This window comes from Streptosporangium sp. NPDC023825 (assembly GCF_040639575.1).
In the GTDB taxonomy this organism is placed as follows: Bacteria; Actinomycetota; Actinomycetes; order Streptosporangiales; family Streptosporangiaceae; genus Streptosporangium.
In genome coordinates this window covers 15,690-30,938 of record NZ_JBFAAE010000060.1, presented here as the reverse complement: position 1 = coordinate 30,938, position 15,249 = coordinate 15,690, and the positions used below count along the sequence as shown (strand labels likewise).

The 15,249-nt window shown below is 65.4% G+C and carries 8 protein-coding genes, 4 pseudogenes and 1 riboswitch; of the genes and pseudogenes, 7 read left to right on the top strand and 5 right to left on the bottom strand.

The window, feature by feature from the left end; all coding sequences use genetic code 11:
• From AB0G15_RS34945 to AB0G15_RS34935, 3 genes and pseudogenes are all read right to left on the bottom strand, one after another.
• Positions 1–2,189: pseudogene (locus tag AB0G15_RS34945) on the bottom strand (hypothetical protein); the annotation flags it as partial.
• A 69-nt stretch (positions 2,190–2,258) separates the two neighbouring features.
• Positions 2,259–2,678 (bottom strand): annotated as a pseudogene (locus tag AB0G15_RS34940) (NB-ARC domain-containing protein); the annotation flags it as partial.
• Positions 2,679–3,188: 510 nt separating this feature from the next.
• Positions 3,189–3,557, bottom strand: coding sequence for a hypothetical protein (locus AB0G15_RS34935; RefSeq protein WP_362848331.1), 369 nt, complete (start codon positions 3,555–3,557; stop codon positions 3,189–3,191).
• Positions 3,558–3,788: 231 nt separating this feature from the next.
• Between AB0G15_RS34935 and AB0G15_RS34930 the strand changes: the two genes are divergently transcribed.
• Positions 3,789–4,571, top strand: a complete 783-nt coding sequence (locus AB0G15_RS34930; RefSeq protein ID WP_362848328.1) for a transposase family protein — start codon at positions 3,789–3,791, stop codon at positions 4,569–4,571.
• A gap of 60 nt (positions 4,572–4,631) precedes the next feature.
• On the opposite strand, the pseudogene AB0G15_RS34925 reads toward AB0G15_RS34930, so the two are convergent.
• A pseudogene (locus tag AB0G15_RS34925) lies at positions 4,632–5,467 on the bottom strand (transposase family protein).
• Between the two features lie 276 nt (positions 5,468–5,743).
• Between AB0G15_RS34925 and AB0G15_RS34920 the strand changes: the two are divergent.
• Entirely contained in the window at positions 5,744–6,169 is a 426-nt protein-coding gene (locus AB0G15_RS34920) for a cellulose binding domain-containing protein (protein WP_362848325.1), read from the top strand.
• A 588-nt stretch (positions 6,170–6,757) separates the two neighbouring features.
• On the opposite strand, the gene AB0G15_RS34915 is transcribed toward AB0G15_RS34920, so the two are convergent.
• Positions 6,758–7,087 carry a hypothetical protein gene (locus AB0G15_RS34915; RefSeq protein WP_362848323.1) on the bottom strand — a complete coding sequence of 110 codons (330 nt, stop codon included), beginning with the start codon at positions 7,085–7,087 and terminating at the stop codon, positions 6,758–6,760.
• Between the two features lie 327 nt (positions 7,088–7,414).
• Positions 7,415–7,607: riboswitch (cobalamin riboswitch) on the top strand.
• 109 nt (positions 7,608–7,716) lie between these two features.
• On the opposite strand from AB0G15_RS34915, the gene metE reads away from it, so the two are divergent.
• The 5 genes and pseudogenes from metE to AB0G15_RS34890 all read left to right on the top strand — a co-directional run.
• Positions 7,717–9,942 (top strand): 5-methyltetrahydropteroyltriglutamate--homocysteine S-methyltransferase, encoded by a 2,226-nt coding sequence (gene metE / locus AB0G15_RS34910; RefSeq protein ID WP_362848320.1) that lies wholly within the window; start codon positions 7,717–7,719, stop codon positions 9,940–9,942.
• Between the two features lie 305 nt (positions 9,943–10,247).
• Positions 10,248–11,045 (top strand): SAM-dependent methyltransferase, encoded by a 798-nt coding sequence (locus AB0G15_RS34905; protein WP_362848317.1) that lies wholly within the window; start codon positions 10,248–10,250, stop codon positions 11,043–11,045.
• Between the two features lie 117 nt (positions 11,046–11,162).
• Positions 11,163–11,267 (top strand): annotated as a pseudogene (locus AB0G15_RS34900) (IS5/IS1182 family transposase); the annotation flags it as partial.
• Positions 11,268–11,414: 147 nt separating this feature from the next.
• Positions 11,415–11,921: a lytic polysaccharide monooxygenase auxiliary activity family 9 protein gene (locus AB0G15_RS34895; RefSeq protein WP_362690702.1), complete on the top strand. Its 507-nt coding sequence runs from the start codon at positions 11,415–11,417 to the stop codon at positions 11,919–11,921.
• A 776-nt stretch (positions 11,922–12,697) separates the two neighbouring features.
• On the top strand, positions 12,698–15,249 hold a 2,552-nt coding region (locus AB0G15_RS34890), incomplete at its 3' end, for an NB-ARC domain-containing protein (RefSeq protein ID WP_362848314.1).

Below are 15,249 nucleotides of genomic sequence, written 5' to 3'. Positions count from 1 at the left end.
GTCCGGATGGTGCCATCGTCGGAGGCGCTGGCCAGCCACCTGCCGTCTGGGGCAATCGCCACCGCGCTTACCCAATCGGTGTGGCCCGACAAAATATGTCGCTGACTGCCGTCGGTGTCCCAAATCCGGGCGGTGCCATCGCGGGAGGCGCTGGCCAGCCACGTGCCGTCTGGGGCAATCGCCACCGCGCTTACCCAATCGGTGTGGCCCGACAAAATACGTCGCTGACTGCCGTCGGTGTCCCAAACTCGCACAGTGCCATTGTCGGTGGCGCTGGCCAGCCACGTACCGTCTGGGGCGGTCGCCACCGCCCACACTGGACCGGTGTGGCTGGATAGGACGGCGCGTTGGCTGCCGTCGGTGTCCCAAATTCGGATGGTGCCATCGTCGGAGGCGCTGGCCAGCCAGGTGCCGTCTGGGGCGATCACCACCGCCCACACTGATTGGGTGTGGCCGGATAAGACAGCGCGTTGGCTACCGTCAGCATTCCAGATTCGGGCCGTTTCGTCGGTGGAGGCGCTGGCCAGCCAGGTACCGTCTGGGGCGATCGCCACCGCCCACACTGAACTGGTATGGCCGGATAGGACGGTGCGTTGGCTGCCGGCGGTGTCCCAAATTCGGATGGTGCCATCGTCGGAGGCGCTGGCCAGCCAGGTGCCGTCTGGGGCGATCACAACCGCAATTACCCAATCGGTGTGGCCCGACAAGACACGTCGCTGACTGCCGTCGGTGTTCCAAATTCGCACAGTGCCATCGTGTGAGGCGCTGGCCAGCCAGGTACCGTCTGGGGCGATCGCTACAGTTCTTACTGAACCGGTGTGGCCGGATAGGACGGCGCGTTGGCTACCGTCGATGTTCCAAATTCGGATGGTGCGGTCGCGTGAGGCGCTGGCCAGCCAGGTACCGTCTGGGGCGATCGCTACAGTTTTTACTGATTTGGTGTGGCCGGATAGGACGGCGCGTTCGCTGCCGTCGATGTTCCAAATTCGGATGGTGCCATCGTCGGAGGCGCTGGCCAGCCAGGTGCCGTCTGGGGCGATCGCTACCGCGCTTACCCAATCGGTGTGGCCTGACAAGATATGTCGCTGACTGCCGTCGGTGTTCCAAATTCGCACAGTGCCATCGTGGGAAGCGCTGGCCAGCCATGTACCGTCCGAAGAAATAGCTACCGCACTTACTAAACCAATATGGGTGGCCAGGGTATAAGTTAGAGCCAAATCATGGCTTTCCGGAATTGATAGAAGTAGGGGGTTATCGCGCCCATAGATAAGCTCAATCTGGTTCCGCAAGCATGGCAGAATGCTAAGATATGCAAGGCGATTCCATTTGCTCAGCTCTTTCGATTCGGTTTCTCCTAATAAGTGTCCGATGCGAGCGATCAAACGGCGAATCTCTGCTACTTGTGAGGCGCTTGACCAAGCCAGATCTGCCTCCACGGCCAACGGTCCTGATAGGTCGAGTCGGGCCATGATCCAACGAATATCTGTTACGAGGCGATCTGCCTCCGATTGATGCTCTCCTCCCACTAGATGGTAAACAAGATGATCCCACAGGAAATGCTCTTTCGGTAGCTGCCACCAAGCCGAGTTGTCGCCATTTTCGCCAATGTATGAAACTAGATAGCGTGCTTGCTTAATTAGTGATCGATCCGCCTCGACTTGACGTCGTACGCCTGTACTGTAATCAGATCGAGCAAATGAGCGCACAACGTCATGCAATGACACCACTTGACGTTGGCCATCTATCCACCGCATCGACATCAATGATAGTCCGGCAAGTTCTTCACATAGGGCCTGGGATTGCTCAAAGGTAAATTTTGCTCTTTCGCGCCATAACATCGTCACCATGTCAAGCGGGACATCTGTATCCTCCGCGAAAATTCCCAGCTCTAGGAATCGCCCTCGTTTATCCGTAGCCAATGCCTCCAAGCTGTAGTCAATCGTCGCTTTGACGGCGGTCTCTCGCTGGCCGCTGTCAGTAATGTCTAGTGCTGCTGGCCCTTCCTGACGCAGCCGATTAACAGCCTGCTTGGCGGCCGCGTTCACCTCTGCACCCCGACTAACGTCCTCTACTAGTCGGGCATTTACCAGTGCCAACAACAACGGCCATCCTCCCGTCATTTTCAACAATTGTCGTTGCAGGTCGGCATGGACACCTAGTAGCCCTCGCTTCAGCAGACGCGCCGCCACCGCAGGTATCATTGCATCCACTTCGACCTTAGCCACATCGCTCGGCAATGCTCGGGGCCGACGGGTTGTAACCAGCAGTTGTGATCGTTGTGCCACCTTTAAGAACGGCTCCAACTGTGCACTAGTCCATACGTCATCGACGACTAGTAGCATCCGTCCCCGTTCGGTCATCAAGTCGGCGAGATGATGCGACAACTGTTCTATATTTGTCATCTGTGGAGCTAATCCTGATAACGTCTCGCAGATACTACGGATCAGCTCTGCGCTTTCGGCGCTAGCCCGATCTTGACCGATTGTGGCCCAAACGATGCCGCCAGAAAAATACCGACGCACTCGGCGGTCGTGACAGACCGCTGTCGCTAGCGACGTCTTCCCAAACCCGCCGGCGCCCCACAGTGCGGTTGTCACCCCCACTGTTCTGCTACTCGTACCTGTTAAGGCCCTCACCACAGTATCTAGCTCACCGCGAGGTACCCATCCTTCTGCCATAGGCTGTACCTGGAACAAAGTCCCCCGCACACGCCTTTCAGCTAGCCGGGGAGCCAGCCAAGTCAAGCCTGCGACTAACCCGGTAATCGCTATTAGCCCGGCTATCCACGCCGCACGGAAATCGGTAACCGACGAAGGTAGGTAGTCGCTAACTACGTTAACTGGTAACCCGACAATGATGGTGAATATTACCAGCATCCATGTGGTCACATCCGCAGCATGTTTTTTGCGACGAGTCATACCCTTACCTCGATGATTACGGCTCCTACCTGACTGGCATGACAGTTATTTTGTTTCAACGTATAGGGTTCAGTCTAGGGACAGACTTAGTTGAAGGAGCCTTTTTCATCCTGACGCCGCAGCTCATCGGGGGCCTGGCGAGGAGCACTGCTAGGTCGGCCACCGGCGACCCGCTCAGTCTGAGCTGTCCCCATGTGACTGTGCTCGGGACGCCCGGCACGCGGGACGAAGTGGCTCAGTGAACGTCGCTGGTCCTGGTGTCAGGCCCCGTCACTCCAGTTCTCCGATCGCAGCCACCGCGTGACCGCCTCCGCCCTTGCATATCCAAAGCGCCGCCCCGCCCGCCTGCTTCGGATGCAACCCGAAAAAGTGCGCTGGACAGGTCGGCCAGATCTTCCCGTCCTGCTCGGCGATCACTTCCTGGGCCAGATCAGCAATCAGAACGAGGGTGACAACCGGCTCATGCTCTTCGTCATCACGCAGCCCAAGGCTGGAGTATTGACCCTTGTACTCGACGCGCAGGTAGCCGAGGTCGTCCCACTCTGGGGTGTCGAAGCCGAGTCGTCCAGCGACACCGGTCGCGTCCATGTCGTGCTGAACGGCGAGCACCGCGTTATCCGGAACCTTGTTGGCGGTCATGTCCCGCAGCCTGGCGTAGTGCTGGGCGACTTTCGTCGCCGAAACCCCAGTCTGCTGGTCACAGCATGATCGCGGGTCAGTAACGGCCATCTTCGATCGTTTGGAGGACGAGGACAGCCTGGACGATCGCGCAGCTCATCGCGGGCACGCACGGGGACGGGTTGGCATGAGAAGAGGCTCTCGGTAAGACAGCAGTCGACCAAGATCCGATGCCTCTACGGGAGAACCTCGTTGCTGTCCTACCCTGCCGCGATACCGCTGTCCAATCACACCCTGATCCGCCTGGCCGAGCTGATTCGCATCTGGCGGGCCGAACGGCGCTGCCGGTGGCGGCGCCTGGATGCGGCCCGGCAAGCCCTGCTGGTGCTGGCCCACCTGCGCAATGGCGACACTTACGCGCGTCTGGCCGCGGGGTTCTCCATCGGCACCAGCACCGCCTGGTGCTACGTCCGCGAGGCGGTTGATCTGCTTGCCACGCTCGCCGATGACGTCACCGCCGCCGTCTTACGCACCTACCGGCTGGCCTACGCCATCCTCGACGGCACCCTGATCCCGATCGATCGGCTGGCCGACGAGCGGCCCTACTACTCCGGAAAACATAAACGCCACGGTATAAACGTCCAGGTCTTGGCCGACCCGGCGGGCCGGCTGGTGTGGGCCTCGCCCGCCCTGCCGGGCGCGACCCACGATCTGACCGCGGCACGCACTACTGGCCTGATCGACGTCCTGACCACCGCGAAGGTGAAGACCTTCGCCGACAAGGGGTACCAGGGCGCAGGCGGCACGATCCGCACGCCGTTCAAGCGCCACCGGCTCCGACCGCCGCTGTCGCGTTACCAGCGATCGGTCAACCGCGCTCACGCCCGCATCCGCGCCCGCGGCGAACGGGCCGTTGCCACCTTGAAGACCTGGAAGGCTCTGGCCCAGCTGCGCTGCTGTCCGCACCGCACCACCCCGATCGTGCAGGCCATCCTCGTCCTGCAGCTCATCGAAGAGGGCCGCTACTCAGGATGAAAAGCGTTCAGTAATTTTTCCGTTAACTGCCGAGTATTTATTGCGGGTATTGAGATGATCTCAGTGAATTTCGGCTGGATGATTGTGCTCGAAATGGGTGAGGACGAGGGCGGCGCGGGTGATGTCGCCGATTTTGCTGGGGCTGGCGTTGGTGCTCTGGAGTGTGCGCCAGCGGCCTTTGAGCAGGGCGAATCCTCGTTCACCGAGGCAGCGCAGGCCGCGTAGAAGTCGGTTGTAGGCGCGATTGTCGGGGCTGAGGACAGACCCGTCCGCGGGTTGTTTGATAAGGGTCAGTACGCCGATTCCGGTGCCTTCATAGCCGCCGTCGGCGAGAGTGGGGGTCCGCGTGCGGCTGCGGCGTATAGGGCGCCCAGCACGTGAACACGGGCCGCAGCCAGGTCGTGAATGGAGCCGGGTTCGACATCGGAGACCCACAGCGGCAACCTGTCCGGGGCGGATAGGGCTTGGACGTTGCCGGCGTGGTGGTGGGCTTTGCCGGAGTACTACCGGTCGATCTGCTCGCCTTTGACGCTGGTGGTCTGCTCGGCGCACCGATCCATCGGCAGCAGGGTGCCGTCGAGGGTCGGATAGGCGTGACCCTCAGCCTGGGCCCGTTCGAGGGCTTCGTGCAGATCAAGGACCTGATCTGCGAGGATCTCGTTTCCTTCGTCGATGTAACGGTAGGCGGTGGCACGGGAGGTCTTGTGGTCGCGGCCGAGTTTGGGGATGTCGGTCTCGCCTCGAAGCCAGCGGAGTATGAGTACCGCGTGCCAGCACGGTGTCAATGCCCGGCTGCCTTTAGGGGTTCCGCGCAGGCGGGGTTCGGCCCGCAGCAGTCGCGCGAGATGCCGAATGAGCTCACGGGAGACGTCGAGCGTGGCACGATGGGGAATCACGCGGAGCCTTCCGGCCGCGCAGGGTTCTTGTGGTGAGACCTCTTCTATTGGAGGCTCCACACCCATTTCCGGCCGTCGACTACCTCTCCCGATAAGCCCGGAATTCCACCATTCACGCCTCGGAAATCCCAGCTGTCGGAACTATTCCGCTGAGATCACCTCATTGAATAGCTGAAACTTTCAGTGCCGTTGACGGCATTCGACGCCGATCGTATCGTTCGATCATCGCCTATGCGCGCGTCTTTCATCGCGCGAACTTCCAGACAGGAGGGGCCCATGACAGAACGGCGCGTCCGTCGGCGACGGCGCCTGACCATGTGGCTGGTGGCCGCCTTGTTCGGCGCGTTCACCGTCGTCACACCCGCCGACGCCGCCACCACCTGCACGCTGACGTTCCAAGCCAACTACTGGGGGACCGTCGGCGGGCAGTACAGGTGGCAGGTCGATGCGCAGCTGACCAACACCGGCACGACACCGTCGACCACCTGGGAGGCGGTCATCGACTTCCCCTTCTCGGCGGGCGCGGTCGTTCACCAGTTCTGGAACGTGAAGAGGTTCTCGACGAACGTGTGGAGACCGTCGTCGTGGAATGGCGCCATCCTGCCGAACAAGTACGCGAACTTCGGGTTCGAGATCCGCATGCCTATGACGACTACCTTGCCGCCTCTTCCCACTTCCAGTCAGTGCATCATCACCTATTGATGAAACGGGCGAGTCCATGGGGCTCGTCCGTTCGTCAGCTTTCGATGTGTCATGAGATGAGGGATTTCTCGTATTATCCGACGACGTCCGCCCGGGCGATGAACATGGCGTAGCCGTCGCCCGCGTAGGTCAGATCGGCGATCAGGTATTTGCCGTTGGCGAGGAACTTGATGGTGTCAATATGCGGCTCGGCAATAGTGATTATTTTATGAGAAAATTCATGGAATGATCCTATGAATACTTGAGAGTACTCCCTGTTTCCCCTTCCGCGCAACGTCAACGCAGAGGTCGCTTGGCCCTGAAAATGGATACGCCCCGAGTCGTGCTCGGGGCGTATGTTGCGGCACCTACTGGCATAGATACTTTGCGAGGAAGATCGACTCTGGTGGTGACAAGCAGTTCACGTATGCGTAAGTGATGAGCCAGCTCGGGTCGCAGTTCACCGCAGTCCGCGGTCGTTTCAGGTTGACTGGCCATACTCATAGGTTCAGGTTGAATCGACTGGGAGAGCACGATCCAAGCTGCTAACGTGCTTTGAGCGGAGATGTCGAGGACGTGCCCGTTGCAGGTCGGAAACGCCGAGGCCAGTCAGCAACGCCACAGGACATAGGCGTGATGGTCTTCAGCGTAGGGAAGCCGTGACGGGAACTCGTTCTGCTTCCTGCACACAGTCACCGCTGCTCGCGGCGCGTGAAAGACCAGGCGCAGCATGAAGGTGTCCAGTGTGAACTTGTCGGTGCCCTCCCAGTCGAACTGCCCGACCTGCCCTGGTGGAGCATCAGGGGAGGCGGTCACGCGGTCACGGCCCTCCTGGTCCTCGTACCACTCGACGAGGCGGACGTCCTCGAACCGAAAGACCACGACAGGTATCTTCGACAGTTCGGGCGGAGTCCACTGCGGATCGTAGACGGTGACCACCGAGGCGACTCGGCGATCTTGCGCTTGGACCACTCCCGTACAAGCGCGGCGTGCGGTACCAGTTCGGGAGGTACCAAAGGACTCCTTTCTCTCTGCGGAGTTCCCACGCCGTTTCGGGAAAAGGCAGGTGCCATCGGCAGGAATATGGAAAAGACCTGACTGCGCAGGAACGGCACTCGTCAGCGAGATCGATGGAGTGTTGAGGTCGCGCGACGGTGAACCAGTGAGCGCTGCCTCCACTGCTGGTCTGCCGTCGGCCGGGTTCCTTGGTGCGTGGCTGGTCTGCTGGAGGGGGTCGTGTCTGGCATATGCTCGTGGCGCGGTTGGTTCTCCCGGTGTCGTGTTGGTGTCGGGAGTCGTAAGAGGGAACCCGGTGTGATTCCGGGGCTGCCCCGCAGCGGTGAGTGGGAACGAACGCCGTCATCGGCACTGGGTGCGTGTCATCTGGGAAGCGACGGTCAGTAGGAGTTGAGTGTGATGCCCGCGAGTCCGAAGACCTGCCAGCCGCCCGTGCGCCGTCCGGTGTGCGGTGATCCGTGGCCTCGTGGGAGGGCCTGGGATGGGTCTTTCCTGGGTGTTCCTTCCGCGTGGCCGTGGGTCGGCATGGCATGAGCCGAGGGAAGGACGCCATGAGCAAGGTCACCACGACCGTTTTGGGTTATCCCCGTATCGGGGGCCGTCGCGAGGTGAAGCGGGCGACGGAGGATTACTGGGCCGGGCGCATCGACGCGGCCGGCTTGCAGGAGAGGGCCGCCGGGGTGCGGCAGGGGGTGTGGCGGGAGCTGTTGGAGGCGGGGCTGGATGCGGTGCCGTCCAACACCTTCTCGCTGTATGACCACGTGCTGGACACCACCGTCATGATGGGAGCGGTACCCGAGCGGTTTTCCGGGGCGGCCGATCCGTACTTCGCGATGGCCCGCGGTGCCGAGGGGGTCGCGCCGCTGGAGATGACCAAGTGGTTCGACACCAACTACCACTACCTGGTTCCGGAAATGGGCCCCGAGACCCGGTTCCGGCTCGACTGGAGCAAGCCGCTGGCCGAGTACGCCGAGGCGCGGCGGCTGGGTGTCGAGACCCGGCCGGTGCTGGTCGGGCCGCTGTCGTTCCTGCTGCTGGCCAAATCCACCGAGCCCGGCTTCGCGCCGCTGCGGCTGCTGGACGGCCTGCTGGAGACCTACGCCGAGCTGCTGGAACGGATGGCCGCGGCGGGGGTGGCCGAGGTGCAGCTGGACGAGCCGGTGCTGGCCGCCGACCGTACGGACGAGGAACTGGCCGCGCTGCGCCGGGCCTACGCGCGGCTGGGGGAGCTCAGCAGCCGCCCCCGGCTGCTGGTGGCCACCTACTTCGGTGAGATCGGGCCCGCGCTGGAGATTCTGGCCCGCAGCCGGGTCGAGGCCGTCGGCCTGGACTTCGTCTCGGCGCCCGGCAACCTGGAGGCGCTGGCCGCAGCCGGTGGGCTGCCCGGCAAGACCCTTGTCGCCGGGGTCGTCGACGGCCGCAACGTCTGGCGTACCGACATCGCGAAGGCGCTGGCGACCTGCGCCGCGCTGCTCGGCCTGAGCGACCGGCTGGTGGTGAGCACCTCCTGCTCGCTGCTGCACGTCCCGCTCGACCTGGACGCCGAGACCTCGCTGGACCCGCGGCTGCGCGAGCGGCTGGCCTTCGCCCGGCAGAAGGTCGACGAGGTCGTACGGATCGGCCGGGCGCTGAACGGCGAGGAGGTCGTCACGGGGGAGAGGGACGTCGAGCGGTTCCTCAACCCCCGGGTGCGAGCCAGGCTGGACGCCCTGGGCGAGGGCAGCCCGCGCGCCCCGCACGCCGAGCGGCTCGCCGTGCAGAACGCCGACCTGGGCCTGCCGCCGCTGGCCACCACCACCATCGGCTCCTTCCCGCAGACCGGCGAGGTGCGCCAGGCCCGCGCCGCCATGCGCTCGGGCGACATCGACAGGGCCGGGTACGAGCGCAGGATGGAGGCCGAGATCGACCGCGTCATCGCGCTGCAGGAGGACATCGGCCTGGACGTGCTGGTGCACGGCGAGCCAGAACGCAACGACATGGTCCAGTACTTCGCCGAGATGCTGGAGGGCTACGCCGCCACCGAGCACGGCTGGGTGCAGTCGTACGGCAGCCGCTACGTCCGCCCGCCGATCCTGTTCGGCGACGTCTCCCGTCCCGAGCCGATGACGGTGCGCTGGGCCTCCTACGCGCAGTCGCGGACGAAGAAGCCGGTCAAGGGCATGCTCACCGGCCCGGTGACCATGCTGGCCTGGTCGTTCGTCCGCGACGACCAGCCGCTGGGCGAGACCGCCAGGCAGGTGGCGCTGGCGCTGCGCGACGAGACCCGCGATCTCGAGGCGGCGGGCATCAGGATCATCCAGGTCGACGAGCCCGCGCTGCGCGAGCTGCTGCCGCTGCGGCGGGCCGACCGCGAGGTCTACCTGGAGTGGGCGGTCGCCGCGTTCCGGCTGGCCACCAGCGGGGTGGCCGACAGCACGCAGATCCACACCCACATGTGCTATTCGGAGTTCGGGGAGATCATCGGCGCGATCGGCGACCTGGACGCCGACGTGACCAGCGTCGAGGCGGCCCGCTCCCGGATGGAACTCCTGGACGACCTGCGCGCCTTCGGCTACGCGCGCGGCATCGGGCCCGGCGTGTGGGACATCCACTCGCCCAGGGTGCCCTCGGTCGGGGAGATCGAGGCCGCCCTGCGTACGGCCGCGGCCTCGGTGGATCCGGCCCTGCTCTGGGTCAACCCCGACTGCGGCCTGAAGACCCGCGGCTATCCGGAGACGGAGGCCAGCCTCAGGAACATGGTCGAGGCCGCCCTGCGTGTCCGCGAGGAAGCGGTCTAGAGCCTGTTCAGAGGCTCGATCATGAGGTTGGGGTGAGGAGCCTCAGCCACATGATCGAGCCTCGGAGACAAAGGCCGGTCTCGTGGCCTGCCAGGCCGGCCCGCCGATCGGTCTTCTCCGGGGCGACCGCGGTGATCCGGGGCGACCGCGGTGATCCGGGGCGACCGCGGTGATCCAGGTCGATCGCGGTGATCCGGGTTGACTCCCGGCGAGCGCGCAGACCTCACCCGGGCGGCCGAGGGGCAATGTCCGGCCCTTGCGTGAAAATCGTCGGCGAAGGAGCTTGATTCACTAACCTTTCGCCCATGGACATAACGGGCGTGGACTTGAGCGTGCCGAGCGCGGCGCGCATATACGACTACTTGCTGGGCGGCAAGGACCACTTCGCCGCGGATCGCGAGGCCGCCGAGGTGGTGCTCCGGTCCGTGCCGAACGCGCGTGAGAACGCCAGGGCCAACCGCGCTTTCCTGGGCCAGGCCGTGCGCGTCCTCGTCGACGCGGGCGTCCGCCAGTTCCTCGACATCGGCGCCGGGTTGCCGACGCAGGAGAACGTTCATCAGGTGGCCCAGCGCGCGGCGCCGAACTCACGGGTGGTCTACGTCGACAACGATCCCGTGGTGCTCGTCCACGCCCGCGCGCTGCTCGCCGACAACCCCGGCACGAGGGTCGTCCCGGCCGACATCCGCGACCCGGCCGCCCTCCTCCAGCACCCCACGGTCCAGGACTTCCTGGACTTCACCCAGCCGGTAGGGGTGTTGCTGCTGGCCGTCCTGCACTTCATCCCCGATGACAAGGAGGTGGCCCGCATCGTCGCCGAGCTCCGTCGCCCCCTGGTGTCCGGCAGCCACGTGGTCATTTCCCACGGCCATCCCGGCGAGCTGACCGGAGACCTGGCGAAGAAGGGCCACGAGCTGTACGGCCACACCCGTCAGGGAGCCGCGGTCGGCCGCACCCGCGCGGACATGGCCGCGTGGCTGGAGGGCTTGGAACTCCTGGCTCCGGGCATCGTCCCCGTCCAGGGCTGGCGTCCTGAGAACGACTTCGAGCCCGTCCCCGACCTCGCGGGGCCCGGCGTTTTCGGCATGGTCGCGAGAGTTCCGTAGGGGGCGATCCCTCGAGAGACGTCCGCCGGGTCCCGACGGTGATCGGTTCCAGATTCGTAAAACGGCCGGGGGGACTTTCCCCGCCGCGCGAGCACACCCGCCTGCCGCCCGTGCGCCCGTACTGCCGCGGTGGCCGCCGACAAGGCCCACTCCTCTCGCCGCGACCGCGTCCACCTGCGCCGATGCCACATCAAGGCCGCCATCCCCGAAAAGAGCGACCAGGCGGCCGACCGTGGGAACCGTCGCTCCCGGAGCCCGGCCGAAGGGGCCGTCATGCCTGACCTGCTCCCGAATATTTCATGACTCGAATATTTACTGTTAGGAAACTTTCTTTTATATTCGAGTCACCCCCCAGCGAAGGAGCAGGACATGCGCAGAACGGTCACCTTCCTCGCGATGGCGATCATCGCCGTCGCTTCGACCGTGTTCATCGCGTCACCGGCCAACGCGCACGGCTACATCTCGTCGCCGCCGAGCCGTCAGGCCATGTGCGCCCAGGGCCGGGTCACCGGCTGCGGCGACATCATCTACGAGCCCCAGAGCGTGGAAGGTCCCAAGGGCCTGAAGAACTGCCACGGCAACGTCGCCCGGTTCTCGCAGCTCAGCAACGAGAGCAAGGGCTGGCCGGCGACGAGCGTGGGCAACTCGGTCACCTTCAACTGGGTGCTGACCGCCCGTCACGCCACCAGCACGTGGGAGTACTTCATCGGCAACACCCGGATCGCGGTGTTCAACGACGGCGGCAGGCAGCCCGGCGCCACCGTCTCGCACAACGTGAACCTGGGTGGCAGGACCGGCCGCCTGAAGGTCCTCGCCGTCTGGAACATCGCCGACACCGCCAACGCCTTCTACTCCTGCGTCGACCTGCAGCGCTGATCCGCGACTCGCAGCTCGCAGCTCGCAGCTCGCAACTTGCGACCCGCGACCCGCGACCTCGCGATCCGGCCTGGCTGGACATGGCCGGATCCGTCAGGTTCAACAAAATCCAACCAGGTTCAACCGGGTCTGACAGGTCCGGCCAGGTCTGATAGCAGAGGTCTGACCCGTCGGACCCGAACCGTTCCCGCGCCCTCCGCGGCCCGGCGGCGTCCCGCGCCGTCCCGGCCCGGTGAGCGCGGGGGCGGTTTCGTCGTTCCGGCACCTTTCCTGGCGGTCCTCTCCTCGAGTGATTCGAAAGAGGTCACCAAGGGCGATCGCGGTGTATCGCGGTGTCACGGAAAAGGATCTCCCTTGAATGGGAGCCGGAATGGCAGGCGCGACGTCGTGGACATAGCAGCTCAAAGTGTGCAACACGGCTTTTCGTATGCGCTTTAATTGCTGAAACCTCGGTGATTCAACTCAACGTCAATGGGGAACAGATATCGTGCCTCCAGGGTTCCCGGCGCCCGTCGGGGCAGGGGTCGGCACTGTAGGGGTGGGCGGTGGCTCGTCGCACAAAAAGAATCACCGATGTCGCCACGGCGATTCTGGTGGTTTTGGGAATCCTGGTCGGACTTCCGGTGCGAAAGGTCGAAGAATATCTTCCGGACACGGTCGCCGAGCACCGGATCGAATGGGTCGCGATTTTCGGATTAACCGCCTCCCTTGTCGTCCTGCTGACGTGGCTGACGCCGAAACTGAGGGAGTCGCGCACGCGCGGCGAGCTCTTCCTGGTGCCGGACAGGCAGCCGGGCTGGGTCAGGAGAACCGAGCTGGACGACGTGGTCTCCACCCTGACGATGAGGGGTTCGGGCACGGTCGGGCTGACCACCGGTCTCGCCGGGGCGGGCGGGTTCGGCAAGACCTCTCTGGCCGTGGAGGCATGTCACAGCGACGAGGTGCGGAAACGGTTCGGCGGCGGCGTCATATGGGTCACCGTGGGCCGTGACCGCGCCGGTGCCGACATCGCGGCGCTCGCCAACGACGTCACGGAGGCCGTGCTGGGCGTCCGGCCGGAGTTCTCCAGCCCCGAGCAGGCCGGTCACCGGATGGCCGAGGCCCTGGCGGAGCGGGGCCGCGTGCTGCTGGTGGTCGACGACGTGTGGAGCCTCAGGCAACTGCGCCCCTTCCTGGCCGCGGCCGTGCGGTCCCGGGTGCTGGTGACGACCCGGTTGCCCCGGGCACTGCCCCCGAAGGCGATCGCGATGATCGTCGACGAGATGGCGCCGCGGGTGGCCGTCCAGGTGCTGAGCCGGGGGCTGCCGCCGATGAACCCCGGGGTCGTCAGCGACCTGGTCGGCCTGACCGGGAGATGGCCGCTGCTGCTGTCCCTCGTCAACGCGCGGCTGCGCGACGAGCACGGCACGGGGACGAACGCCGACGTCGCCGCGCGCCGGGCGGCCGAGCGGCTCGGCCGGACCGTACCCGCCGTCCTGGACGTCACCGTCGCCTCCCAAAGGGAGACCGCCGTGCTCGCCACCGTCGAGCACGGCCTGGAGGCCCTCGGCGCGTTCGACCGGGCCCGTTTCCTGGAACTGGGCGTCTTCCCCGAGGACGTCGAGATACCGGTCACCGTCGTCGAGCTTCTCTGGCGGGGCACCGCGGGGCTCACGTCCAAGCAGGCCGAACGGCTCTGCGGAAGGCTCCAGGACCTCTCGCTGGTCAGCATGCGTCACGCGAGGGGGACGACGCCGTCGATCACGATCCACGACGTCGTCCGTTCCGCCGTCCGCTCGGAGGGCGGCCTGGGAAAGGAGCGCGCCGAGGCCGCCAACCGCGACCTCCTCGACGAGGCCAGGAACCTGATACCCGACGACGACCTCACGGCGGACGCCGAATGGTGGAGGCTGCCCCGGACCGTGCCCTACCTCTGGAACCACCTGCTGTTCCACCTCTCCGAGGCGAGGAGATACCGGGAGCTGGAGTCGCTCCTGCACGACGTGCGGTGGTTCGTGGCCCGGGTACGCGCGTTCGGGGTGGCCGCGGCGGAGGCTGACCTGGCGCTGTCGACCTCCCGTTCCGTCGCCGGGGTCCGCCGGTTGATCGACCGCAGCGCCCACCTGCTGACCCCCTTCGAGTCGGACGCCGTCTCCACGGCGAACCTGCTGGCCCGCCTCTACGCGTTCCCGCCGATGCGGGCCTCGGTCGAGCGCTACAGCCAGGAGAACAAGACCACCTTCCTGAGAGCCCGCTGGCCGCTGCCCGACGACGGCGCCACCTGCCTCCTGCGGACCCTGACCTCGGCGACGAGACGGCTCAACGAGGTGTCGATCACACCGGACGGGTCGCGGTTCGTCGTGCACGCCCGCGACGGCGGCGCGCAGATCTGGAAGGTCGACGGCACCACCCGGACGACGCTGGCCACCCACGGCAGGCCGGTGCACGAGGTCGTCGTCGCGCCGGACGGTTCGTGGCTGGTGACCCGCTCCGGGAGCAGGAAGGTGCAGATATGGGGGATCGGCGGCACCGAGAGGGCCGTCCTGCGCACCGGGACGGGAAAGCTCGTCGCGGTGGTGGCGGCGTCCGACGGTTCGTGGCTGGCGACCCTCTCCGCGAGGGGGAAGGGCCGCCTCTGGAATCCCGACGGGAGCAGGCGCGCCGCTCTGCGAAGCGGGACGGGAAAGCTCGCCGGGCTGGTGGCCGCGCCGGACGGTTCGTGGCTGGCGACCCGCTCCGCGGCGGGAAGGGTCGCTCTCTGGAGCCCCGGCGGGAAGAGACGGCTGGTCCTCAGGAGCCGGGTCAGGGTGAGAACCAAGCCGCGACGCCTGGAAGACGTCCTGAGGATGCGCGGCTGGAGCCAGGAGGACGAGAAGGTCTCCGGCCGGAACAGGCCGATCGGCAAGGTCTCCGAGATGGCCGTCTCACCCGACGGTTCGTGGCTGGCGACCCTCTCCGGAGACGGGAGCGTGCGCCTGTGGGGAGTCGACGGCGCCGAACGGGCCGTCCTGACGGGACACACCGGGACGGGATCGGGCATGCGGATCTCTCCCGACGGCTCGTGGCTGGCGACCTGGGCGTCCACCGGCCCGGTGCGGCTGTGGGAGGCCGACGGCAGGCAACGGGCCGTCCTGACGGGTCACGTGGGGACGGTCCGTCAGGTGGTGATCGCGCCGGACGGTGGGTGGCTGGCGGTTCTCTCCGGTGATCGGAGTGTGCGGCTGTGGGAGGCCGACGGTGCCGAGCGGGCCGCTCTGACGGGTCACGTGGGGACGGTCCGTCAGGTGGTGATCGCGCCGGACGGTGGGTGGCTGGCGGTTCTCTCCGGTGATCGGAGTGTGCGGCTGTG

Bases quoted from the DNA above. Each gene is read 5' to 3' on its own strand.
- AB0G15_RS34935 (WP_362848331.1), bottom strand. From the start codon at position 3,557: ATGACCGCCAACAAGGTTCCGGATAACGCGGTGCTCGCCGTTCAGCAC.
- AB0G15_RS34920 (WP_362848325.1), top strand. From the start codon at position 5,744: ATGACAGAACGGCGCGTCCGTCGGCGACGGCGCCTGACCATGTGGCTG.
- metE (WP_362848320.1), top strand. From the start codon at position 7,717: ATGAGCAAGGTCACCACGACCGTTTTGGGTTATCCCCGTATCGGGGGC.
- AB0G15_RS34905 (WP_362848317.1), top strand. From the start codon at position 10,248: ATGGACATAACGGGCGTGGACTTGAGCGTGCCGAGCGCGGCGCGCATA.
- AB0G15_RS34895 (WP_362690702.1), top strand. From the start codon at position 11,415: ATGCGCAGAACGGTCACCTTCCTCGCGATGGCGATCATCGCCGTCGCT.